The organism is uncultured Deefgea sp., from assembly GCF_947072475.1.
Lineage (GTDB): Bacteria > Pseudomonadota > Gammaproteobacteria > Burkholderiales > Chitinibacteraceae > Deefgea.
The window spans coordinates 1-18,788 of sequence record NZ_CAMTIA010000016.1 but is presented as its reverse complement, the minus strand read 5'-3'; the positions used below and the strand labels follow the sequence as shown (position 1 = coordinate 18,788).

The window sequence follows — 18,788 nt, the reverse complement described above, 5'->3', positions numbered from 1 at the left end:
ATACGATATATACCTTGCTCTTGGAAAAAAAATGACGATCGATGAATTGGCGCAGTTGAGTATTGAAAATGATTGGCTAAAAAAGCAGCTGGCGTTTTCTCAGCAATTTTTTTTGGCGCTTGGCGTTGAGCAAAAATCGGCCATTCGTCACCAAGATATGCATCGTTTGGAAGCTATTCGGGCTTCCGCCTCGTATCAATCTGCTTTTGAAGCAAACCCTAAAATATCAATCATTATTCCTACTTTTAATCGCGCAGATATTTTGCTTGAACGAACAATTCCATCCGTTTTGGCACAGAATTATCAAAATTGGGAGCTGATCATTATTGGTGATCAGATGGCAAATGAGTCTGCTGCAAAACTGGCAAATGTTAGTGAAATTGATCCTCGGATCGGTTTTTATAATTTGAAGCGCCGAGGGCGTTATCCGAATTTTGATGGACCACGTTGGTATGTTGCGGGAACTAAGCCAGTGAATTTTGGGTTGCGTGTCGCAACCGGACAATGGATTGCACATCTTGATGATGACGACGAGTTTCTGCCCGATCATTTGTCATCGCTGCTGCGTACTGCGCAACTTGCAAGGGCAGAGTGGGTGCACGCCCAAGTTTTATTCAAAGATGATCAAGGGGTTGATCAAACCATTGTTGGTGCTGCACAGCCAGTGCAAGGTGGAATTTCACGAATATCATCTATTTATCACGCGGGTTTAAAAACATTTCGTTACAACATTAATTGCTGGCGGTATTGTTATCCTGGTGATTGGGATTTATGGGAAAGGTTTTTAGCTGTTGGAATAACTCATATTCATTTGCCTAAAATCACTGCAATACACCATGGGGATGTGCTGGGTGTTATTAATTCACAAGGGAAATCGGCACCAAAACAGGATGATCACGCTAGTTTAAATTACCTGCGTATAAATCCGCGTATAGCTGTTGTTTTGCATCTATTTTATTTAGATCAATGGGAAGATATTTCGGATTTATTAAAAAATATTCCAAACGGTTTTGATTTGATTGTAACAACGACGCCAGAAAATCAAGGTCGAGTCAGTGATTTTCTCACGCATTCATATCCTGCGGCTAAATTGTATATCACAGAAAATCGTGGCAGAGATATCGGCCCGCTAGTTACCCTATTGCAACATGAAAATTTGGGAGAGTATGATTTTGTTTGCAAATTACACACTAAAAAATCATTACATTTAGATCCTGAATTTGTACAAAAATGGCGTAATGAAGTACTGAATTCTTTGTTGCCGTCTCAGGATGGTGTAAAAGCAATTTTTGATTTATTTAATTCACGTCCAGAGGTGGGTATTGTTGCCGGCGCTGGAGGATTGTTGTACGCGCATTATTCGCCAGGTGGCAATATTAATTTGTTGCGTGAATTGGCCGCACGCTTGGGTTTTAATTTGGATGAAATGGCCTATGAGTTCCCCGGTGGCTCGATGTTTTGGTGTCGCGGGCGCGTGTTTGATTCATTGCGTGCGCTAAATGTTTTTGTAGATGATTTTGAACCTGAATTAGGTCAAACCGATGGCACGCTGGCGCATGCTATCGAGCGCTTATTTCCTTTAGTTGCTTATCATCAAGGTCTATTAACTGTTGATGCCGGTTATCAGGGCAATGTACCTAATCCACGATTCCCTAATAGTAGTGAAGAGTATTTGCATTGGCTAAATCAGCAAAAATTAAGCGAGAGTGAGGCTAAACTTCTTGATCTTCATGCTGCATCAAGAGAAATGCCTAAAGTGAAGATTTGTATTGTCGATCGTTTTGGCGATAAAAATTTAGTTATTAAAACAATTAAGAGTATTTCTCAGCAGCTTTATTCAAATTTAAATGTATTGATTTGCTCTACAGCAGAAAATCCAATGCAAGGTGGTGGCTTAGATTGGATTAGAACGAATCAAGACTTTTATTCAACATGCTTAAATATCAATCATGATTGCGATTGGCTTGGTTTTTTAGAGGCTGGTGATGAATTGACGCTGACTGGTCTGTTGCTTGCGATGCATCAAATCGTTGATAAAGAAGAATGGAAGTCGGTTTATTTTGATGATGACATTATTAATTTAGATGGTCGACCAGCTTGCCCAAGATTTAAACCTGATTTTGATATCAATTTAATTCGCAGCATGCCTTATGCTGATGGATTTGTATTGTTAAAAAATAATCAGTTAGATTTGCTCAGTTCGATTGCAATTGACATGTTTGGCTGTGAGCAAATCGCAATGTTGTTGTCTTGTTATGAACGGTTTGGCGCGAAATCGATTGGTCATGTGTCTGAGCTTGTTGCTCATTTGAATATTAATGATGCTCGAGTTTTATCAAATATCACGCGTTATCAAGCATTCTATGACTTGATTTGTGCTCATCTTGAGCGATTAGGCCTTGCTGCAGTTGTTTCTGAAAATAATCGTGTCGAAGGTGCTTTGCGTATTCAGTATGCAATGCCAGATTCTCCATTGGTGAGTATTGTTATTCCAACAAAGAATCAATTGCCAATGCTGCAAAGGTGTATTGAATCTATTTTAGAAAAAACCAGTTATCAGTACTATGAAATTATTGTGATTGATAATCAAAGTGATGATCCCCTTGTTGCGCCTTATTTAAATCAACTTGAATCACTCTTGGCTGGTCGACTTCGAGTTTTATCGTATCCGCATGCATTTAATTTTTCTGCGATTAATAATTTTGCGGTCAGTCAAGCTCGTGGTGAGTATTTGGTGTTGTTGAATAATGATACGGCTATTATTCAAAATACATGGCTTGATGAATTATTGCAGCATGCCGCGCGCCCTGACGTCGGTGTTGTTGGTGCAAAATTATTATATCCAAGCGGACTTGTACAGCACGCAGGTGTGGTATTGGGTTTGCGTGGTCCTGCTGATCACCCATGCATAGGGGCTGCGCATGAAAACTCTGGCTATATGCATCGTTTGCAATTGGAGCAGAATTATTCTGCAGTGACTGCTGCGTGTTTAATGATTCGCCGATCGGTTTATCAGCAGGTTGGTGGCATGAATGAGGTGGATTTTAAGGTTTCGTATAACGATGTCGACTTGTGTTTGAAAGTCGGTGAGTTGGGGCTGTTGGTAGTTTGGACGCCATTTTCGGTCGTCTTGCATGAAGGAAGTGTTAGTCAGAATACGGTTGATGTAGCCAAGCAAACGGAGAAAGTGCGCCGTTTCCAATCCGAGCAGCAAGCAATGTATGCCAAATGGTCGTCTAAAATTGGCAATGATCCAGCATACAACAAAAATTTAACATTAAGCGGTAATGGTTTTGAGTTAGAGCATCGTGCTTTATTAAGCTGGAATCCATTAACTTGGCATCCTGCGCCAAAAATATTATGCCATCCTGCTGATCAAATGGGGTGTGGAAATTATCGATTAATTCAGCCGTTTTTGGCACTTGAACAAGAATTGAAAATCACCGGTTCATTAACGTTTGAGTTATTACCACCGTTTGAATTGGCGAAATACAATCCAGATGTCATGATTTTTCAAAGACAAATTACAGAGCAGCAACTTGAATTTATGCGACAAGCTAAATTCTGCAATTCATCATTTAAAATTTATGAGTTAGATGATTATTTACCTAATTTGCCATTAAAAAGTGCGCATCGTGATCAAATGCCGAAAGACATATTAAAGTCGCTACGTAAAGCATTAACCATGGTGGATCGATTTGTTGTGTCAACGGATGAACTGGCAAATGCTTATTCAGGTTTGCATTCAAATATTCATGTAGTCAATAACTATTTGTCGCCGAATGTTTGGGGTGGGGTATCGTCCGCAAGACGACAATCTAAAAAGCCTAGGGTAGGATGGGCCGGGGGGGTAAGTCACACTGGTGATTTGGAGTTGATTGCGGACGTGGTGAAAGAATTGGCCGGTGAAGTGGAATGGGTGTTTTTTGGTATGTGCCCAGATAAGCTCAGGCCATATGTGCATGAGTTTCATGCTGGCGTGCCGATTAATGAATATCCAGCAAAGCTGGCCAGCTTAAATCTAGATGTAGCACTCGCACCGCTTGAGCATAATTTATTTAATCGATGCAAGAGTAATCTCCGTCTGCTTGAGTATGGCGTTTTTGGTTACCCAGTGATTTGTACTGATATTGAGCCGTATGCACAGCATTTACCGGTAACGCGGGTTAAAAATAAGCATAAAGATTGGGTTGATGCGATTCGTGCTCATACCATGGATTTAGAGAATGCGGCCAGAATGGGGGACGAGTTAAAGTTTGCGGTAAACAAAGACTGGATGTTGCGTGAGCACAATCTGGATTTGTGGTTGGCAGCGTGGAGCCCGGCTAAGCCTTAAGTGTTTTGAATCGAAGGTATGCAATTTGAATTTTTGACTAAAGTTATGCATTGCTTGACCGATAACTAGAGCAAGGGGGCTTTTGAAGCTGACCCGAAACTAATTAGGTAGTAATAAAACAAGTTAGGCGCGCAAGGAGATTTATCATGCAAGTCATTAATACCAACGTACCTTCGCTAACGGCCCAGAATAACTTAGCAAAGTCGTCATCAAGCCTGAATACCTCTTTGGAGCGTCTTTCTTCGGGTTTACGCATTAATAGTGCAAAAGACGATGCAGCCGGTTTGGCGATTTCAGAGCGTTTCACATCGCAAATTCGCGGTATGGATCAAGCGAAACGCAATGCCAATGATGGTGTTTCACTCGCCCAAACGGGTGAGGGCGCGCTATCGCAAATGGGTAATATTTTGCAACGCGTTCGCGAGTTGGCGGTTCAGTCTGGTAATGCAACGAACTCAAATTCAGATCGTGCTGCACTGAATGCTGAGGTTTCGCAGCTGGTTTCTGAGTTGGATCGTTTTTCAACTTCGACAGAGTTTAACGGTCAAAAATTGTTTGACGGTAGTTTCTCGGCATCGACTTTCCAAGTGGGGGCCAATGCCAATCAAACTATCACCGCGAATACTGCAAATTTGCGCACCAACCAATATGGTACTTACCAGATGGGTGTTGGTAATGGTACTGGAACGTTAACCACGACCAATAGCGTGAGTGGTTCGACAACGGTTAGCGCTGGTGCAACGGGATCGGTTAATGTTGCTGGAGTAGCAGTGGCAACGGGAGGAACCTTTAATATTAATGGCAGCTCAATTACCGTATCCGGCACTGATATGGCAAGCGATATTGCCAAAAAAATTAATGATGCAGGTACTGGCGTGACCGCAACAGCGCGGACTGAGGTAAATTTAGGTCTTGGCTCTGGCTCGTATAGCTTAACCGTCGCATCGAAAAGCAGTACTTTTGAAGCGATTTCATTTAACGTGACGGATTCCGACTCGGATGGCTCAGTAGAAGCAGAAGATTACGCTCAAGCTGTTGCGGCATTTAATGCCAAATCATCGAAAACGGGTGTGACTGCTCAGCTGGCTACGTATCAAGATTCATCAAAAACAACAGTATATGCATTGAAACTGGTCGCTGATGATGGCTCTAATATTTCAATGAATTCAGCAGGTAATGCCAGTGGTTTTGGTGGCGGCGTTAAAGTTTATAACCGTGACAATGCCGCTTCGAGTGGGACTACTCAGTTCGTTTCTAGTGGCGCAGCAGCAGGTGTTTCTTCTTCAGCTGCAGGCTCCGGCAATGTTACTTTTGGCGGTCAAATTACACTCAACTCATCTAGCTCTTACTCAGTATCAACCAGTGGTGCTACGTTTAGTTCAGGTACTTTAGCGCTAGGTGGTAGCTCATCAACTGTGGCACTGGCTTCTGGTCAGGCATATGCCTCAACATTAAAAACGGTTGAAAAACTCGATATTTCTAGTGTTGAAAACTCAGTTCAAGCGCTTCGTGTGGTTGATGATGCTTTGGCTGCGGTAAATGACCAACGCGCTAAATTCGGTGCCTTGCAAAGCCGCTTCCAAGCAACGATTAATAACCTATCGACTACATCAGAGAATATGAGTGCGGCACGTAGTCGAATTCGAGATGCGGATTTTGCTTCTGAGACCGCCGCTTTAACTCGAGCACAAGTATTGCAACAAGCGGGTACTGCGATGTTGGGTCAAGCGAATGCACTGCCAAATCAAGTGCTTAGCTTGCTAAGGGGTTAATAGGTAATTAGATTGGCACAATGGAATATAAATTGTGTAGCCCCAGTGATTATTTAATTGCTGGGGCATTTCTACAGGAGTGATGATCATGCAAATTCAATCCAATTTAGCCGCTCAGTCCTTGATCGTACCGGCGATGAAAGTGGCAGGCACAGATACTGCGGTTGTTCAATCCACTCAGCAAACCGCAACGCCAAACTCTGCAACATCGACTACTGTCGGAGCTGCATCGCCATCTGATCCTCAGTTGTTGAATCAATCGGTTGAGAAACTCAATAAGATGGTTCAGGGACTAGCCAATGGTTTGCAATTCTCGGTTGATGAAGAATCAAAAGTACCTGTGGTTAAACTTGTCGATTTAGATACTAAAGAAGTCATTCGACAAATTCCAACAGAAGAGGCAATATCTATTGCACAAGCTATTGATCGTTTTCAAGGGCTTTTAGTAAAAGAAAAAGCATAACAACGGTGGTTATTGGTCTAAAAGGGGATTGCCATGGCATCAATTACTTCGTCGGGATCTGGCTCAGGCATTGATATTAATGGTTTAATTAGCCAATTAATGACCGCTGAAAAAATGCCGCTGCAAGTCTTGGATAAAAAAGAATTAACATTTCAAGCTAAAATTACAGCACTGGGCACTTTAAAAGGTGCCATGTCAACATTTCAGACTGCGGTTCGTGGCTTGTCCGATGTTAATAAATTTAAAAGCACCAATGTCTCAATTGGCGATGCAACCATTGGTACTGCCAGCTCGAGTTCAATTGCTCAGGCAGGCACTTCAACCCTTGAAGTGAGTCAATTAGCTCAGAACCAAAAGTTAACAACGAGTGTATTTACATCGGTTAATTCGCCGGTTGGTACCGGTAAAATTACATTGCAATTTGGTACTGTAGATTCAAAAGATACGCCATCAAATGCAGATGATACGTTTACAGTTAATTCAGCAAAAGCCTCGATTACTATTGATATTACAGCTTCGAACAATTCGCTTGCCGGTGTACGCGATGCCGTTAATGCAGCCAATGCTGGGGTAACGGCTAGTATTTTAAATGATGGCTCTGGAAATCGTTTGGTATTGACCAGTAAAGACTCGGGTGCTGCCAATTCAATGCGATTGGTGGTTGAGGATACTGACGGCAATCAAACAGACACCAATGGTTTGTCGGCACTTAGCTATGATCCAACGGGCACACGAAATTTACTTGAAACGCAAACCGCAAAAGACGCCAAACTAAAAATTGATGGGATTAGTGTATCTAAGCCTTCAAATACAATTAATGATGCGATTCAAGGTGTTACGCTTAATTTGTTGAAAGTCACAACTACGCCGACAACAATCACGATTGGTAATGATGCAAGTGGCATTAAAACTTCAGTGCAAAGTTTTGTTAAAGCATTTAATGAGCTCAATAAATCACTCACTGATTTATCCAGTTATGACCCCAAAACGGGTAAGGCTGGTATTCTGAATGGAGAAACAGCAATTCGTTCAGTACAGCAAGAGTTACGTGCAGTATTGAATCGGCCTTTAGGGTCGGGGAGTTTTTTTCAATCTTTATCTGAAGTTGGGATTAGTTTAGATAAAGCCGGCGCAATGACTTTAAATGAAACCAAGCTTCAGCAAGCCATTACATCTAATCCAGGCGCCGTTGCGAATTTATTTACCGTCAATGGCATATCCAGCGACCCGAATATAAAATATATTTCCTCAACCAATCAAACCGTTGCAGGCAAATATCCGATATCAATTACATCGCCAGCTACGCAAGCTAAATTTTCAGGCACTGCTTTACCCTTCATGAAGATCGATGGCGCCAATCAATCCGCGTCAATTAGTTTGGCCGGCGCTTCATCGAATATTTCGATTGATACTGGCAATTACACCTCACAGCAATTAGCCGATCAAATTAAATCCAAAATTACGGCCGATACAAATTTATTCACAACAGGCGATACTGTGAGTGTGGACTATAACTCATCAACAAAATTATTTGATATCAAGCATGTACGTGCTGGCACAACTAGCTCAATGTCATTAAATATTGCCAATACAACTCAGCCTTTAACCATTGACGCAAACAACGACTCGATCATGGTGGCCATTGATGATGTGTCTAGTTCAAGTATCAAACTTAAGCAGGGTGCATATGCTAATCCTGCTGATTTAGCCGCAGAACTTCAGTCTAAAATCAATGGTGACGCCAGTTTAGTAAAGTCAGGCAAATCAGTGATTGTTAACTTTAACGAGAAAACCAGTAGCTTTGAGATTTTATCTTCAAGCTATGGTTCTAAATCAAATGTGCAAATTAGCAGCGTAGGCACATCTTCGTTGGCGACATTGGGTATTAATATAGCTGGCATGGCTTCTGGTAGTGATGTAGTGGGTACCATTGGTGGTGAAGCGGCTACTGGCGATGGTCAGCTATTAACTGGTACAGGTAAGGCCAGTGGCATGGTAGTGAGTGCGAGCTCGAGTACGGCGGGTGATTTTGGATCAATTAGTTTTAGTCGTGGCTTTGCATTTAATTTAGATAAAGCACTGGACGCGATGCTATCGAATCAAGGTGCAATTGCAAGTCGTGTTACTGGCGTGAATAAATCAGTCGAGGGGATTACTGAGCAACGTATTCGCCTGAATCGACAATATGAAATGACTGAAAAATTGTATCGTCAGCAGTTTACGGCGATGGATATCGCCATTTCCAATATGAAAAATATTAGTAATAGTTTGACTTCGCAATTGGCAAATTTGCCGAGGTAAAACAGTAGTGGTATGAGGTAAAAAGAATGAGCATGATGAAAAAAGCCATCTCAGCGTATGGCCAAGCCAGTATAGATTTAGTGGTAGAAAGCGCTAGTCCACATCAATTGATTGTAATGCTTTACGAAGGGGCAATTAAGTCGGTTGTTACGGCTCGTTTTCAAATGGAGCAAGGCAAGATAGCAGAAAAAGGCGCAGCAATTTCAAAAGCAATTGCAATTATTGATGACGGTTTACGCTTGGCGCTAGATCATGAGCAAGGTGGTGAATTGGTTGAAAATTTAGATCGACTGTATGAATATTTAAGCTTTCAATTGTTAAACGCAAATATAAATAATGACGTTGATGCATTGAGTCATGTCGTAGCGCTGTTGACGCAGTTAAAAGAAGCTTGGCAGTCGATTGGACCTAATCAATTGAATTCAGAGGCACTTGCTACGACAGAAAATAATGAGGCGCTTAGAGATGCAGCAAGCTATGGAAAAGCATGATTTAATCCGCACTCAACTATTATATCAACTGTCGAGCGATGCGTTGCTTGCTGCGGAACAAGAGGATTGGGATAAAACTTTACAGCTTCAACAGCAGTTGCATGATTTATATCAGCGCAGCCCTCAGCTAGATATTAATTTGATACCACAAAGCCTGAAAAATGATTGGCTTGATCTATTGGCAAAGTTGAATCAAAATTTAATATTACTGGATGCGGTATTTGTTGAGCGAAAAGCATTTTTGGCTGGGTTTTTACATGGTGCTAGTAATCTTAATAAAGTAAATAAAGCTTATTTCGGTGAATGATTTAACAAGGGCGGCATTATGTTGGTAATTACGTGGCCTCAATTGTTTTATGCTAGTTTGATCGTTGTTTTGTTTTATATTGGCGAGCTACTCTACTTCTTTTTTAAACAAAAAAAAAGTAATGCTCAATTTTTGATTCAACAGCAAAATTCAGAAATTTTAGCTTTAAAACAAGACCTTGAGTTAATTAAAATTCGATTGGCGGCGGTTGCCGCATCAATCCCTACTGATGCAAATACATCGCAAGATAATTTGTCATCACTTATTCAGCAAGATCCAGAGTCCCCTTACGCCCACGCGATTCGTTTAGCGCAGACCGGGGCCGATGCGCCGGAAGTGGCGGCGGCTTGTGGTATTTCTCGTGGCGAAGCTGATTTGATTGTGGCGATTTATCGTAGCGCGGAACGCAACTAATGCTGCCGGGCAATATGGCCAGCACTTTGCTAACGCAATATTTGCGCGGTCAGCAAGGTGTTTTAGAAGCGGTCAAACTCTCCCCTGATGATATTCGCCTTACTGTTGGCGAGAAAGTTCAAGCAACAGTCACCAATCTGTTGCCCAATGGCCGTTTTGCGGTACTGATTAAAGATCAGTTGCTCGATCTCAACCTACCCCGTAATACCCAACCGGGTGAAACACTGGATTTAACGGTGTTGGCCAAAACGCCAACGCTCACCTTTAGTCTGGCTCAGCCTGAAGCCAAACCGACATTAGCACCGCCGCCCAATGTGGCATTAAGTCAAGGCGCAGCGATGCTTAGCGCCGTATTAAACGCGCCAACGGATGGCAAAACGGCGGTATTGCAACAGGCGCAGCCTTTGTTTGTTGGCTCGCCCAATTCGGCGCAATTGGCGGGCCAATTGGCTGGGCGTTTAGCAGAAAGTGGTTTGTTTTATGAATCGCATCAAGCCGAATGGGTGAGCGGACAGCGCCCTTTACAAACCTTGCTGAAAGAGCCTCAAGCGCAATTTAATCTTGGTGCCGAACAAACGCCAAAGGGTGATCTGCCTTTAGCGCGTCAAACCACGGCCATGGCGGCGGATGCCTTGTTATTGAATAAAAAAAATGAGGATTTACCGCCCGAGCAAGCGATGCGGCAATTGGTTCGCCAGCAAGTCGATTTACTTGAGCAGCGGCCTTTGATTTGGCAAGGAGCGGCGTGGCCCGATCAGCCTTTGCGTTGGGAGTTAGAGTTAAAAAACGAGGGCGAGGCGCATAGCGAGCACAACCCTGCGCAGCAGCAATGGCAGACCAAACTGGATTTAGCTTTGCCTAAGCTCGGTGAGTTGGGTGTTGTTGCTAGCTTGCAACACGGGCAGTTTTCTTTGCGCTTTAATGCGCTAAACGCCGATACCGCTGATTTGCTTAAGCAACAGCAAGCCAGTTTGCTCGAGCGCTTTGCGGCTGCCGGACTTAATGTGGTGCAATATCAGGTTAGCAATGAGCCATAAACCCTTATCACGCGCGGTGGCGCTGGCGTATCGCGAGGGTAGTAGTGCGCCGCGCGTGGTGGCTAAAGGGCAAGGTTTATTGGCCGAACGCATTATCGAAAAAGCCAAAGAGGCCGGTATCTTTGTGCATGATTCTCCAGAAATGGTGTCTTTATTGATGCAAGTTGATTTAGACAGCCAGATTCCAGCGCAGCTGTATCGCGCTGTGGCAGAATTGCTGGCGTTTATTTATATGCTCGAGCGGGGTGATACCGTCACCGCGCCTGATTTTAGTCATTTATCTGCTTTAAGCGAGCCGCAGGCTGCGCCTTTAGTTGTTGATCCGACGGACTCCTTGTGATTATTTCTTCTGTCTCTTTACGCCGCAGTCAGCTGGCGGTGGCTTCTTTATTTCTGGTGTTAGGTTTTAATTTTGGTACTTGGGCTTCGCGCATTCCTACGCTGAAAATGCAATTGGATTTAAGCGCCGCCGAGGTGGGGATTTTATTGTTGGCCAGCGGTTTGGGTGCGGTATTTTCTTTTCCAATTACCGCCACTTTGCTGCATAAACTCGGTTCAAGAAAACTCTGCTTACTGGCCGGGGCGGCGATTCCATTGATTTTGATTTTCTTGTCTTTAGCGCCGACCTTTCCATTGGCCATGGCAGTAATGGCGCTGGAAGGCATCGCCGTGGCGTGCCTAAATGTCGCAATGAATTCGCAAGGGGTTGAGGTTGAGCTAGCGGGTAAGCAGGCGATTATGTCGCGCTTACATGCGGTATTTAGTTTGGGCGGTTTGCTGGCGGCGTTGTTTGCTTCTGGGCTGACGCTGCTGACGGATTCTTTATGGGTTCATTTTGTTTCTGCCGCTGGTTTGTTGTGGCTTGGCGTGGCTTTTGCCCGTAAAGGCTTGTTGCCCGAGCAAATAAAAGATGCCGAGCAGTCCAATGGCAAACGCTTTGTGATGCCTAAGGGTATCGCATTGTGGTTGGGTTTGATTGCGCTGTGCGGCACGGTGGTTGAAGGGTCGATGTCCGATTGGTCGGCTTTGTATTTAAAAGAAATGGCTGGCGCTTCGGCGCAGTTGGCCCCACTGGGGATTGCCTGTGTGTCCGGCACCATGCTGATTGCGCGTTGGCTGGGCGATGGTTGGCGTACCCGCTGGGGCGCTGAGCGGATGTTAACGGGCGGTGGTTTATTAGCTGGCGTTGGTTTAGCGATGGCACTGGTGATCGGTGGCGTGGTACCGGCTTTAATCGGCTTTGCTTTGGTCGGTTTGGGTGTGGCGGCGGTGTCGCCGTGTGTGTATGCCGCAGCCGCCAAGCATGGCGCAGTGGCGTTAGCGGCAGTGACGACCATGGGCTCGATTGGGGCGCTGATGGGGCCACCGTTGATTGGCTTTATTGCTCATGCCAGTAATTTGGCGTGGGGCATGGCGGTGATTGCGCTGGCGGCCACATTGATTGCTTGGTGCACCCGACGAGTTGATTGGCGCTGATGGGGATGAACGGCGCAGCACACAACAGTGCTGCATCGTAGTGCTCAATACGCTTTCTGATGAGCAGCCAAGTCAACAGCATTCTGTAGGAGCGGGCTTGCCCGCGAAAGCAATGCCGATATCGGCGTGAATCACCCCAGTTGACCGCGCTTTCGCTGGCAAACCAGCGCCGATAAGTGCAATTTTTTGCTGGCAGAGATGGTCATCTAATCAGGATATTCCTTTGCTGCTAATACACATGGTGTCAGCTTATTGTGTGCGCTGTTGGATGGGCTTGGGGCTAAAAGTGTCGTTTAATCGAGACTGAGTGATTAACCCTAATAGTCTAGCGAGGGTGATCTAAGCTAATGTCATTCAAACGATCGTTTGGAGACGGCTGTGCCCTTATACCCGCATTTATTTACCCCGCTTGATCTTGGTTTTACCACGCTAAAAAATCGCGCCTTAATGGGCTCGATGCATACCGGTTTAGAAGAGCACGACGATGCCCCTGAGCGATTGGCGGCTTTTTATGCTGAACGTGCTGCGGGTGGGGTGAGCTTGATTGTCACTGGCGGTATTTCGCCCAATCCGGCGGGCTGTATGTATGTGGGCTCATCCATGCTCAATGACGCCAGCCAACTGGCACGGCATATTCCAATCACCACCGCAGTGCATGCCAACGGCGGCAAGATCGCCCTGCAAATTTTGCATACTGGTCGCTATGGCTATCATGCGGATGCGGTCGCACCTTCGGCGATTGCTTCGCCCATTTCTGCTTTTACCCCACGCGAACTCAGCGCCGCTGAAATCGAACAAACCATCGCCGACTTTGCCAATACCGCCAGTCTAGCGCAGCGCGCCGGTTATGATGGCGTCGAGATTATGGGCTCTGAAGGCTATTTGATTAATCAATTTTTGGTTGAACGCAGCAATGTGCGCCAAGACGCTTGGGGTGGCAGTGTCGCTAATCGGCAGCGCTTTGCCATTGAAATCGCCAAAGCGGTGCGCGCCGCTTTGGGGCCCAATTCAATTGTGATTTTCCGCATTTCTTTACTCGATCTAGTCGAGCGAGGCGGCACGTTGGCCGAAGCCATTGAATTGGCCCAGGCGCTCGAATTGGCCGGAGTGACCTTACTCAATACTGGGATTGGTTGGCATGAGGCTAGAATTCCCACCATTGCCGCAACCGTACCGCGTGGGGCGTATAGCTGGGTAACGCGGGCGCTAAAACCGCATGTGGGCATTCCATTGATTGCGGTGAATCGTATTAGCACGCCAGAAATCGCCGAAGAAATTTTGGCGCGTGGCGATGCCGATATGGTGTCCTTGGCACGGCCTTTGTTGGCAGACCCAGAGTATCTGCTTAAAGCCCAAGCGGGTCGGGCGCTAGAGATCAATACCTGCATAGCCTGTAATCAAGCTTGTCTGGATCATGTGTTTGAAGGGAAACCTGCATCGTGCTTAGTTAATCCACGGGCGTGTAATGAGACCGAACTCAATATTGTGACCAGCCAACAGCCGAAAACCGTCGCCGTCGTTGGCGCTGGGCCGGCTGGATTGATGGCTGCCTTGACCGCCGCGCAGGCTGGGCATGATGTAACGCTGTTTGAAGCTGGGCCGGCGATTGGTGGGCAGTTTGGCTTGGCACAAAATATTCCAGCCAAGGCCGAGTTTAGCGAAACCTTGCGCTACTTTATGGTGATGTTGGCCAAGTTTAACGTTGAAATCCAACTTAATCAGCGCGTCACCGCTGCGCAATTGGCAGGCAAGTTTGCAGAGGTGATTGTTGCTACTGGGGTGGTGCCTCGCGTGGCGCAAATCGAAGGGATTGATCACGCCAGTGTGGTGAGTTATCCCGATTTAATCTCCGGCAAAGTTCGGCCAAAACAAAAAATAGCCGTAATTGGTGCGGGGGGTATTGGCGTCGATGTTGCGGATTTCTTAGTTAATGGCATGCATACCGAGCGGGAGTATTTGGCCGAGTGGGGGGTGGATACCACCTTAAGCCACCAAGGTGGTTTAGTTGCGCCGCAAGTACACGAAAGCGGACGTGAAGTTTGGCTACTTAAACGCAGTAAAGGAAAACCTGGCGCTGGGCCGGGCCGCACCACCGGTTGGATTCATCGCATTGGTTTACAGCGCAGCGGCGTGCATTTATGGGGCGGCGTTGAATATTTAAAAATCGATGATGCCGGTTTGCATGTCCGTCATGACGGTGTTGAAAAATGCTTGCCAGTCGAGCAAATCATTATGTGTGCCGGGCAAGAGTCAGTCAGTGATTTATACACTCAGCTGCAAGCTTTGCAGCAGTCGGTGCATTTGATTGGCGGCGCGCTGGAGGCGGGTGAACTCGATGCTAAGCGGGCGATAGAGCAGGGCTTTAAACTCGCGCTAACTTTGTAGTTATCGGTTTGGCGTATAAAAAACAGCCTCGTTAGCGTCATGCTGTTCACTTAATAAAAATCTTTTGACGCAGAGACGCAGAGACGCAGAGAAAAGCCAAGTCAGAACTTAAACCCCAGTAAAAACGACGGTTTAAGCGGTAATGCCGTTCACTTAAGTCAAGTGAGCGGCATTTTTTTCTTCAATTTCATTGCTGGTGTCGCTTTTGACGCAAAGGTACAGAGAAAATCAATCGAAAAACCCTGAATTTCCTCCGCGTCTCTGTGCCTCTGCGTTGGCTTTTTAGTCTTTGACTTGGTGGTGTCGGCGACTAAATGGCTTAGATTTTTTGCGTTTCGCCGCCCAGCGCTTTAACTAACTCAGGAATAAACCCGCGTAGCTCGCCAATCAACAGTGCCATTTGCGACTCAAAGAGCGCGTCTTGCGTTTCGGCGTCCATATCTTTGACTTCGTCTTTGAGTACGTCAAGCATCGCCAGTGATTTGATTTCTAGCGCTTCGGTCAGCGTAAACGTGAGTCGTTCACCAAAAGCTAAGGCCAAACGCGTGGCAATTTTACCGGCTTCTAAATGTTGGCGAACTTCTTCGCAGTCCATCACTTGGCGTTTAAAGCGGGCAATTGAGCCTTCGTCGCCCGGCACTTTAAGTTCGGCATCTTGGCCGATGCTAAAAGCTGCGGGTGGTTCGCTCGTTAGCCAATCGGTCATCGCCATCGCTGGGCTGATTTCGGTATCAATCAAACGCGTAGGCAAGCTGCCCAATGTTTCGCGCAAGGTTGAGAGTAGGTATTCAGCTTTGGCGGCAGACGCGGCATCGACAATCACTAAGCCATTGGCTAAATCGAGCAGAGCACGGTTGGTGCGGCTGCGGGTAAAGGCGCGTGGCAACAGCTCATCGGTAATGCGCTCTTTCATTTCGCGCTGTTCTTTACGGCCGACTTTGCGGTTTTCTTCTTGCTCGATGTGTAAAACGCGCTGATCGAGCTCGTCTTTAATCACTGCGGCAGGCAGCACTTTTTCTTCGGTTTTGAGGCTAATCAACACGGCATCTTGGCGTACGAAGGCGAATTCTTCTGGCGCATGACGGGCGGGTGCAACCCAGCCGCAACTTTGCATATCCATATTGCCGCAAGGCACAAATGGACGTTTGGCCAACTCGGTGCCAATGGATTCGCTGGTGAGCGCGTGGTCAGCACTCAGGCGATAAATTTGTAAATTACGAAACCAAAGCATGGGGCTTTCCTTTATCTGGGTGGCCGATTGTAGCGCTGCTGGCGGCAGACGCAAAGTTTAAGCGTGAAAGAGTCAGTTTGCATGGCACATGATATTGAGAATGATTGCTATTGTGTGCTACAGTGGCCGCACTTTATCTTCTTTATTTTGGAATGACTCATGATGAAACGCATCGCATTCTCTGTGTTGACCTTGTCTTTGATGTCGGGCTTTGCTCAGGCGGAAACGGTTACTGTATATAGTGCCCGCAACGAGCAATTGATTAAGCCTTTGTTTGATGCGTATACGCAGCAAACTGGCGTTGAAGTCAAAGTGTTGACCGATAAAGAAGGCCCACTGATGGCGCGGTTACAAGCCGAAGGCAGTAATACACCAGCGGACATGCTGATTACGGTGGATGCCGGTAATCTTTGGCAGGCAGCTAATTTGGGCTTACTTAAAACTGTTAGCTCAAAAGTACTCGATGCCAATATTCCAGCGCATTTGCGTGATCAAAAAGGGCAGTGGTATGGCCTGTCAGTGCGCGCGCGCACCATGTTTTACAATCCAGAGTTAGTCAGTGCCGATCAGTTGTCGACGTATGAAGACTTGGCCGATCCAAAGTGGAAAGGCAAACTATGCTTACGTACTAGTAAAAAAGTCTACAACCAATCTTTGGTTGCGATGATGATTGCGCAATATGGCGAAGCCAAGACCGAACAAATTGTTCGTGGCTGGGTGGCCAATTTAGCGACCAATGTATTCCCTGACGACACTAAATTGCTGGAAGCGATTGCGGCCGGTCAGTGTGGTGTTGGTATTGCCAATACCTATTATTACGGCCGAATTGTTGCGAAAGACCCTAAATTTAACGCTAAATTATTCTGGGCCAATCAAAAAGCCGAAGGCGTGCATGTCAATGTGTCTGGCGCTGGTGTGACGCGCTACGCTAAAAACGAAGCGGGTGCTTTGAAGTTGATCGAATGGTTGTCGTCGCCAAAAGCGCAAAATATCTACGCCGATAAAGACATGGAATTCCCGGTTAATCCAGCGGTTAAGCCCGATCAATTGGTGGCTTCTTGGGGCCCATTTAAGCAAAACTTAATCAATATGAGTAAGGCCGGTGAATTGCAGTCGCAAGCGGTTAAATTGATGGATCGTGCTGGGTATAAATAATTTCAGCGGCAGTGCGCGCCCTTTGGCAGCAAAACACCGTGTTGTTGTCGGTTTGAGTGTGTTTTGAGGTTTTTTGCTAAAATGGCGATGCCGTACTTTGTTATCATTTTATTGTAATCAAATCGTGGCATATGGCCTGCGTCCGATTACAATCGATAGGCAGCCGTTAATCGGCTGCCTTTTTCATATTTTTGGATTTCTAATGCGTTTTATGTCTCCACGCGGTGCGGTGTTGCTGTTGCCAATTGCATTGCTGACCCTGATTCCGCTTTTGGTGGTGATGGGGTCTTTCTTGCATCCCGAGCCTGAAATTTGGCAGCATTTATCTGAATATGTGCTGCCCGAGGTGCTCAAAAATACCCTGATCTTAATCGTAGGCGTGGGGCTAGGGGTATTGCTCTTGGGCGTACCGCTGGCTTGGCTTACCGCCGTATGCCAGTTCCCCGGGCGACAGTTTTTTGCTTGGGCTTTAATGCTGCCTTTGGCCATGCCAGCCTATGTGCTGGCTTTTGTCATGGTGGGGTTGTTAGATTTTACCGGGCCGGTGCAAACGCTATTGCGTGAATGGACGGGCTCGTCAGCATGGTTTCCGCGCATTCGCAGTACTGGCGGGGTGATTTTGGTGATGTCGCTGGCGTTTTATCCCTATGTGTATTTGCTCGCTAGAAATGCGTTTTTAACTCAAGGTAAACGCGCACTTGAGGCCGCACAGATGTTGGGTATGTCTCGGCCTCGGGCGTTTTTTGCCGTGGCTTTGCCCATGGCGCGCCCGTGGTTGATTGCTGGGGTGACCTTGGCGCTGATGGAGACATTGGCTGATTTTGGTACGGTGTCGATTTTTAATTTTGATACCTTTACCACCGCAATTTATAAATCGTGGTTTTCATTATTTAACCTCACTGCCGCGTCGCAACTGGCGTCTTTGCTGGTGTTGTTGGTTCTGCTGATGCTCGGGCTTGAGCGTTGGGGGCGGGGCGCTCGCCGCTATCATGGCCGGATTGTGGCGCGTGAACGCATTATCTTAACGCGCTCGCAAGGTCGTTGGGCCACCGCAGTGTGTACTTTGGTGCTATTGCTGGCGTTTTTAATTCCGATGGCGCAACTGCTAGTTTGGTGTGCTGAAGTGTGGCGTGAGGATTTTGATTCACGCTATCCGGGGTTTATTTTGCGCTCGATCGGCATCTCTTTACTGGCGGCATTGATTGTCACGGTGCTGGCCTTGCTAATGGTGTATGTGCAGCGCCGCTATCCCGCCAAAATCACCTCAGTCTTGGTGCGCATCGCCACGGTAGGCTATGCGGTGCCGGGCACGGTACTGGCGGTGGGGGTGTTTATCCCGATTGCGTGGTTAGACAACCAATTGCTACCCATTGCCCATGCTTTGGGTTTTACCACTTTTCAGATTTTAAAAGGCTCGGTC

14 protein-coding genes are annotated in these 18,788 nt (G+C 46.2%); 13 read left to right on the top strand and 1 reads right to left on the bottom strand.

What is annotated here, in order from left to right; translation table 11 throughout:
- Positions 1–31: 31 nt before the first annotated feature.
- The 11 genes from Q0V82_RS07530 to Q0V82_RS07480 all read left to right on the top strand — a co-directional run bounded on the left by Q0V82_RS07530 (position 32) and on the right by Q0V82_RS07480 (position 14,982).
- Positions 32–4,336, top strand: coding sequence for a rhamnan synthesis F family protein (locus Q0V82_RS07530; RefSeq protein WP_297574237.1), 4,305 nt, complete (start codon positions 32–34; stop codon positions 4,334–4,336).
- A gap of 146 nt (positions 4,337–4,482) precedes the next feature.
- Complete coding sequence (locus Q0V82_RS07525) at positions 4,483–6,108, top strand: flagellin (protein WP_297574234.1); 1,626 nt, start codon at positions 4,483–4,485, stop codon at positions 6,106–6,108.
- An 88-nt stretch (positions 6,109–6,196) separates the two neighbouring features.
- Positions 6,197–6,571, top strand: coding sequence for a flagellar protein FlaG (locus Q0V82_RS07520; RefSeq protein ID WP_297574232.1), 375 nt, complete (start codon positions 6,197–6,199; stop codon positions 6,569–6,571).
- A 33-nt stretch (positions 6,572–6,604) separates the two neighbouring features.
- Entirely contained in the window at positions 6,605–8,872 is a 2,268-nt protein-coding gene (gene fliD / locus Q0V82_RS07515) for a flagellar filament capping protein FliD (RefSeq protein ID WP_297574230.1), read from the top strand.
- Positions 8,873–8,904: 32 nt separating this feature from the next.
- Entirely contained in the window at positions 8,905–9,363 is a 459-nt protein-coding gene (gene fliS, locus Q0V82_RS07510; protein ID WP_297574228.1) for a flagellar export chaperone FliS, read from the top strand.
- Entirely contained in the window at positions 9,338–9,670 is a 333-nt protein-coding gene (locus Q0V82_RS07505) for a hypothetical protein (RefSeq protein WP_297574226.1), read from the top strand. Before fliS ends, Q0V82_RS07505 begins: the two co-directional genes overlap by 26 nt.
- An 18-nt stretch (positions 9,671–9,688) precedes the next feature.
- Positions 9,689–10,084 (top strand): DUF2802 domain-containing protein, encoded by a 396-nt coding sequence (locus Q0V82_RS07500; protein WP_297574223.1) that lies wholly within the window; start codon positions 9,689–9,691, stop codon positions 10,082–10,084.
- Positions 10,084–11,121 (top strand): flagellar hook-length control protein FliK, encoded by a 1,038-nt coding sequence (locus Q0V82_RS07495; protein ID WP_297574221.1) that lies wholly within the window; start codon positions 10,084–10,086, stop codon positions 11,119–11,121. Before Q0V82_RS07500 ends, Q0V82_RS07495 begins: the two co-directional genes overlap by 1 nt.
- Complete coding sequence (locus Q0V82_RS07490; protein ID WP_288842446.1) at positions 11,111–11,461, top strand: EscU/YscU/HrcU family type III secretion system export apparatus switch protein; 351 nt, start codon at positions 11,111–11,113, stop codon at positions 11,459–11,461. The genes Q0V82_RS07495 and Q0V82_RS07490 overlap by 11 nt, the downstream gene beginning before the upstream one ends.
- Entirely contained in the window at positions 11,458–12,597 is a 1,140-nt protein-coding gene (locus tag Q0V82_RS07485; protein ID WP_297574218.1) for an MFS transporter, read from the top strand. The genes Q0V82_RS07490 and Q0V82_RS07485 overlap by 4 nt, the downstream gene beginning before the upstream one ends.
- Positions 12,598–12,975: 378 nt before the next feature.
- Complete coding sequence (locus Q0V82_RS07480; protein ID WP_297574215.1) at positions 12,976–14,982, top strand: NADPH-dependent 2,4-dienoyl-CoA reductase; 2,007 nt, start codon at positions 12,976–12,978, stop codon at positions 14,980–14,982.
- 319 nt (positions 14,983–15,301) lie between these two features.
- On the opposite strand, the gene Q0V82_RS07475 is transcribed toward Q0V82_RS07480, so the two are convergent.
- Complete coding sequence (locus Q0V82_RS07475; protein ID WP_297574212.1) at positions 15,302–16,213, bottom strand: recombination-associated protein RdgC; 912 nt, start codon at positions 16,211–16,213, stop codon at positions 15,302–15,304.
- Positions 16,214–16,372: 159 nt separating this feature from the next.
- Between Q0V82_RS07475 and Q0V82_RS07470 the strand changes: the two genes are divergently transcribed.
- Positions 16,373–17,368, top strand: coding sequence for an extracellular solute-binding protein (locus Q0V82_RS07470; RefSeq protein ID WP_297574209.1), 996 nt, complete (start codon positions 16,373–16,375; stop codon positions 17,366–17,368).
- Between the two features lie 202 nt (positions 17,369–17,570).
- A partial coding sequence (locus tag Q0V82_RS07465) for an iron ABC transporter permease (RefSeq protein ID WP_297574205.1) occupies positions 17,571–18,788 on the top strand: 1,218 nt, incomplete at its 3' end.

Bases quoted from the DNA above. Each gene is read 5' to 3' on its own strand.
- Q0V82_RS07530 (WP_297574237.1), top strand. From the start codon at position 32: ATGACGATCGATGAATTGGCGCAGTTGAGTATTGAAAATGATTGGCTA.
- Q0V82_RS07500 (WP_297574223.1), top strand. From the start codon at position 9,689: ATGTTGGTAATTACGTGGCCTCAATTGTTTTATGCTAGTTTGATCGTT.
- Q0V82_RS07470 (WP_297574209.1), top strand. From the start codon at position 16,373: ATGATGAAACGCATCGCATTCTCTGTGTTGACCTTGTCTTTGATGTCG.
- Q0V82_RS07495 (WP_297574221.1), top strand. From the start codon at position 10,084: ATGCTGCCGGGCAATATGGCCAGCACTTTGCTAACGCAATATTTGCGC.
- fliS (WP_297574228.1), top strand. From the start codon at position 8,905: ATGATGAAAAAAGCCATCTCAGCGTATGGCCAAGCCAGTATAGATTTA.
- Q0V82_RS07505 (WP_297574226.1), top strand. From the start codon at position 9,338: ATGCAGCAAGCTATGGAAAAGCATGATTTAATCCGCACTCAACTATTA.
- Q0V82_RS07490 (WP_288842446.1), top strand. From the start codon at position 11,111: ATGAGCCATAAACCCTTATCACGCGCGGTGGCGCTGGCGTATCGCGAG.
- Q0V82_RS07525 (WP_297574234.1), top strand. From the start codon at position 4,483: ATGCAAGTCATTAATACCAACGTACCTTCGCTAACGGCCCAGAATAAC.
- fliD (WP_297574230.1), top strand. From the start codon at position 6,605: ATGGCATCAATTACTTCGTCGGGATCTGGCTCAGGCATTGATATTAAT.
- Q0V82_RS07520 (WP_297574232.1), top strand. From the start codon at position 6,197: ATGCAAATTCAATCCAATTTAGCCGCTCAGTCCTTGATCGTACCGGCG.
- Q0V82_RS07475 (WP_297574212.1), bottom strand. From the start codon at position 16,213: ATGCTTTGGTTTCGTAATTTACAAATTTATCGCCTGAGTGCTGACCAC.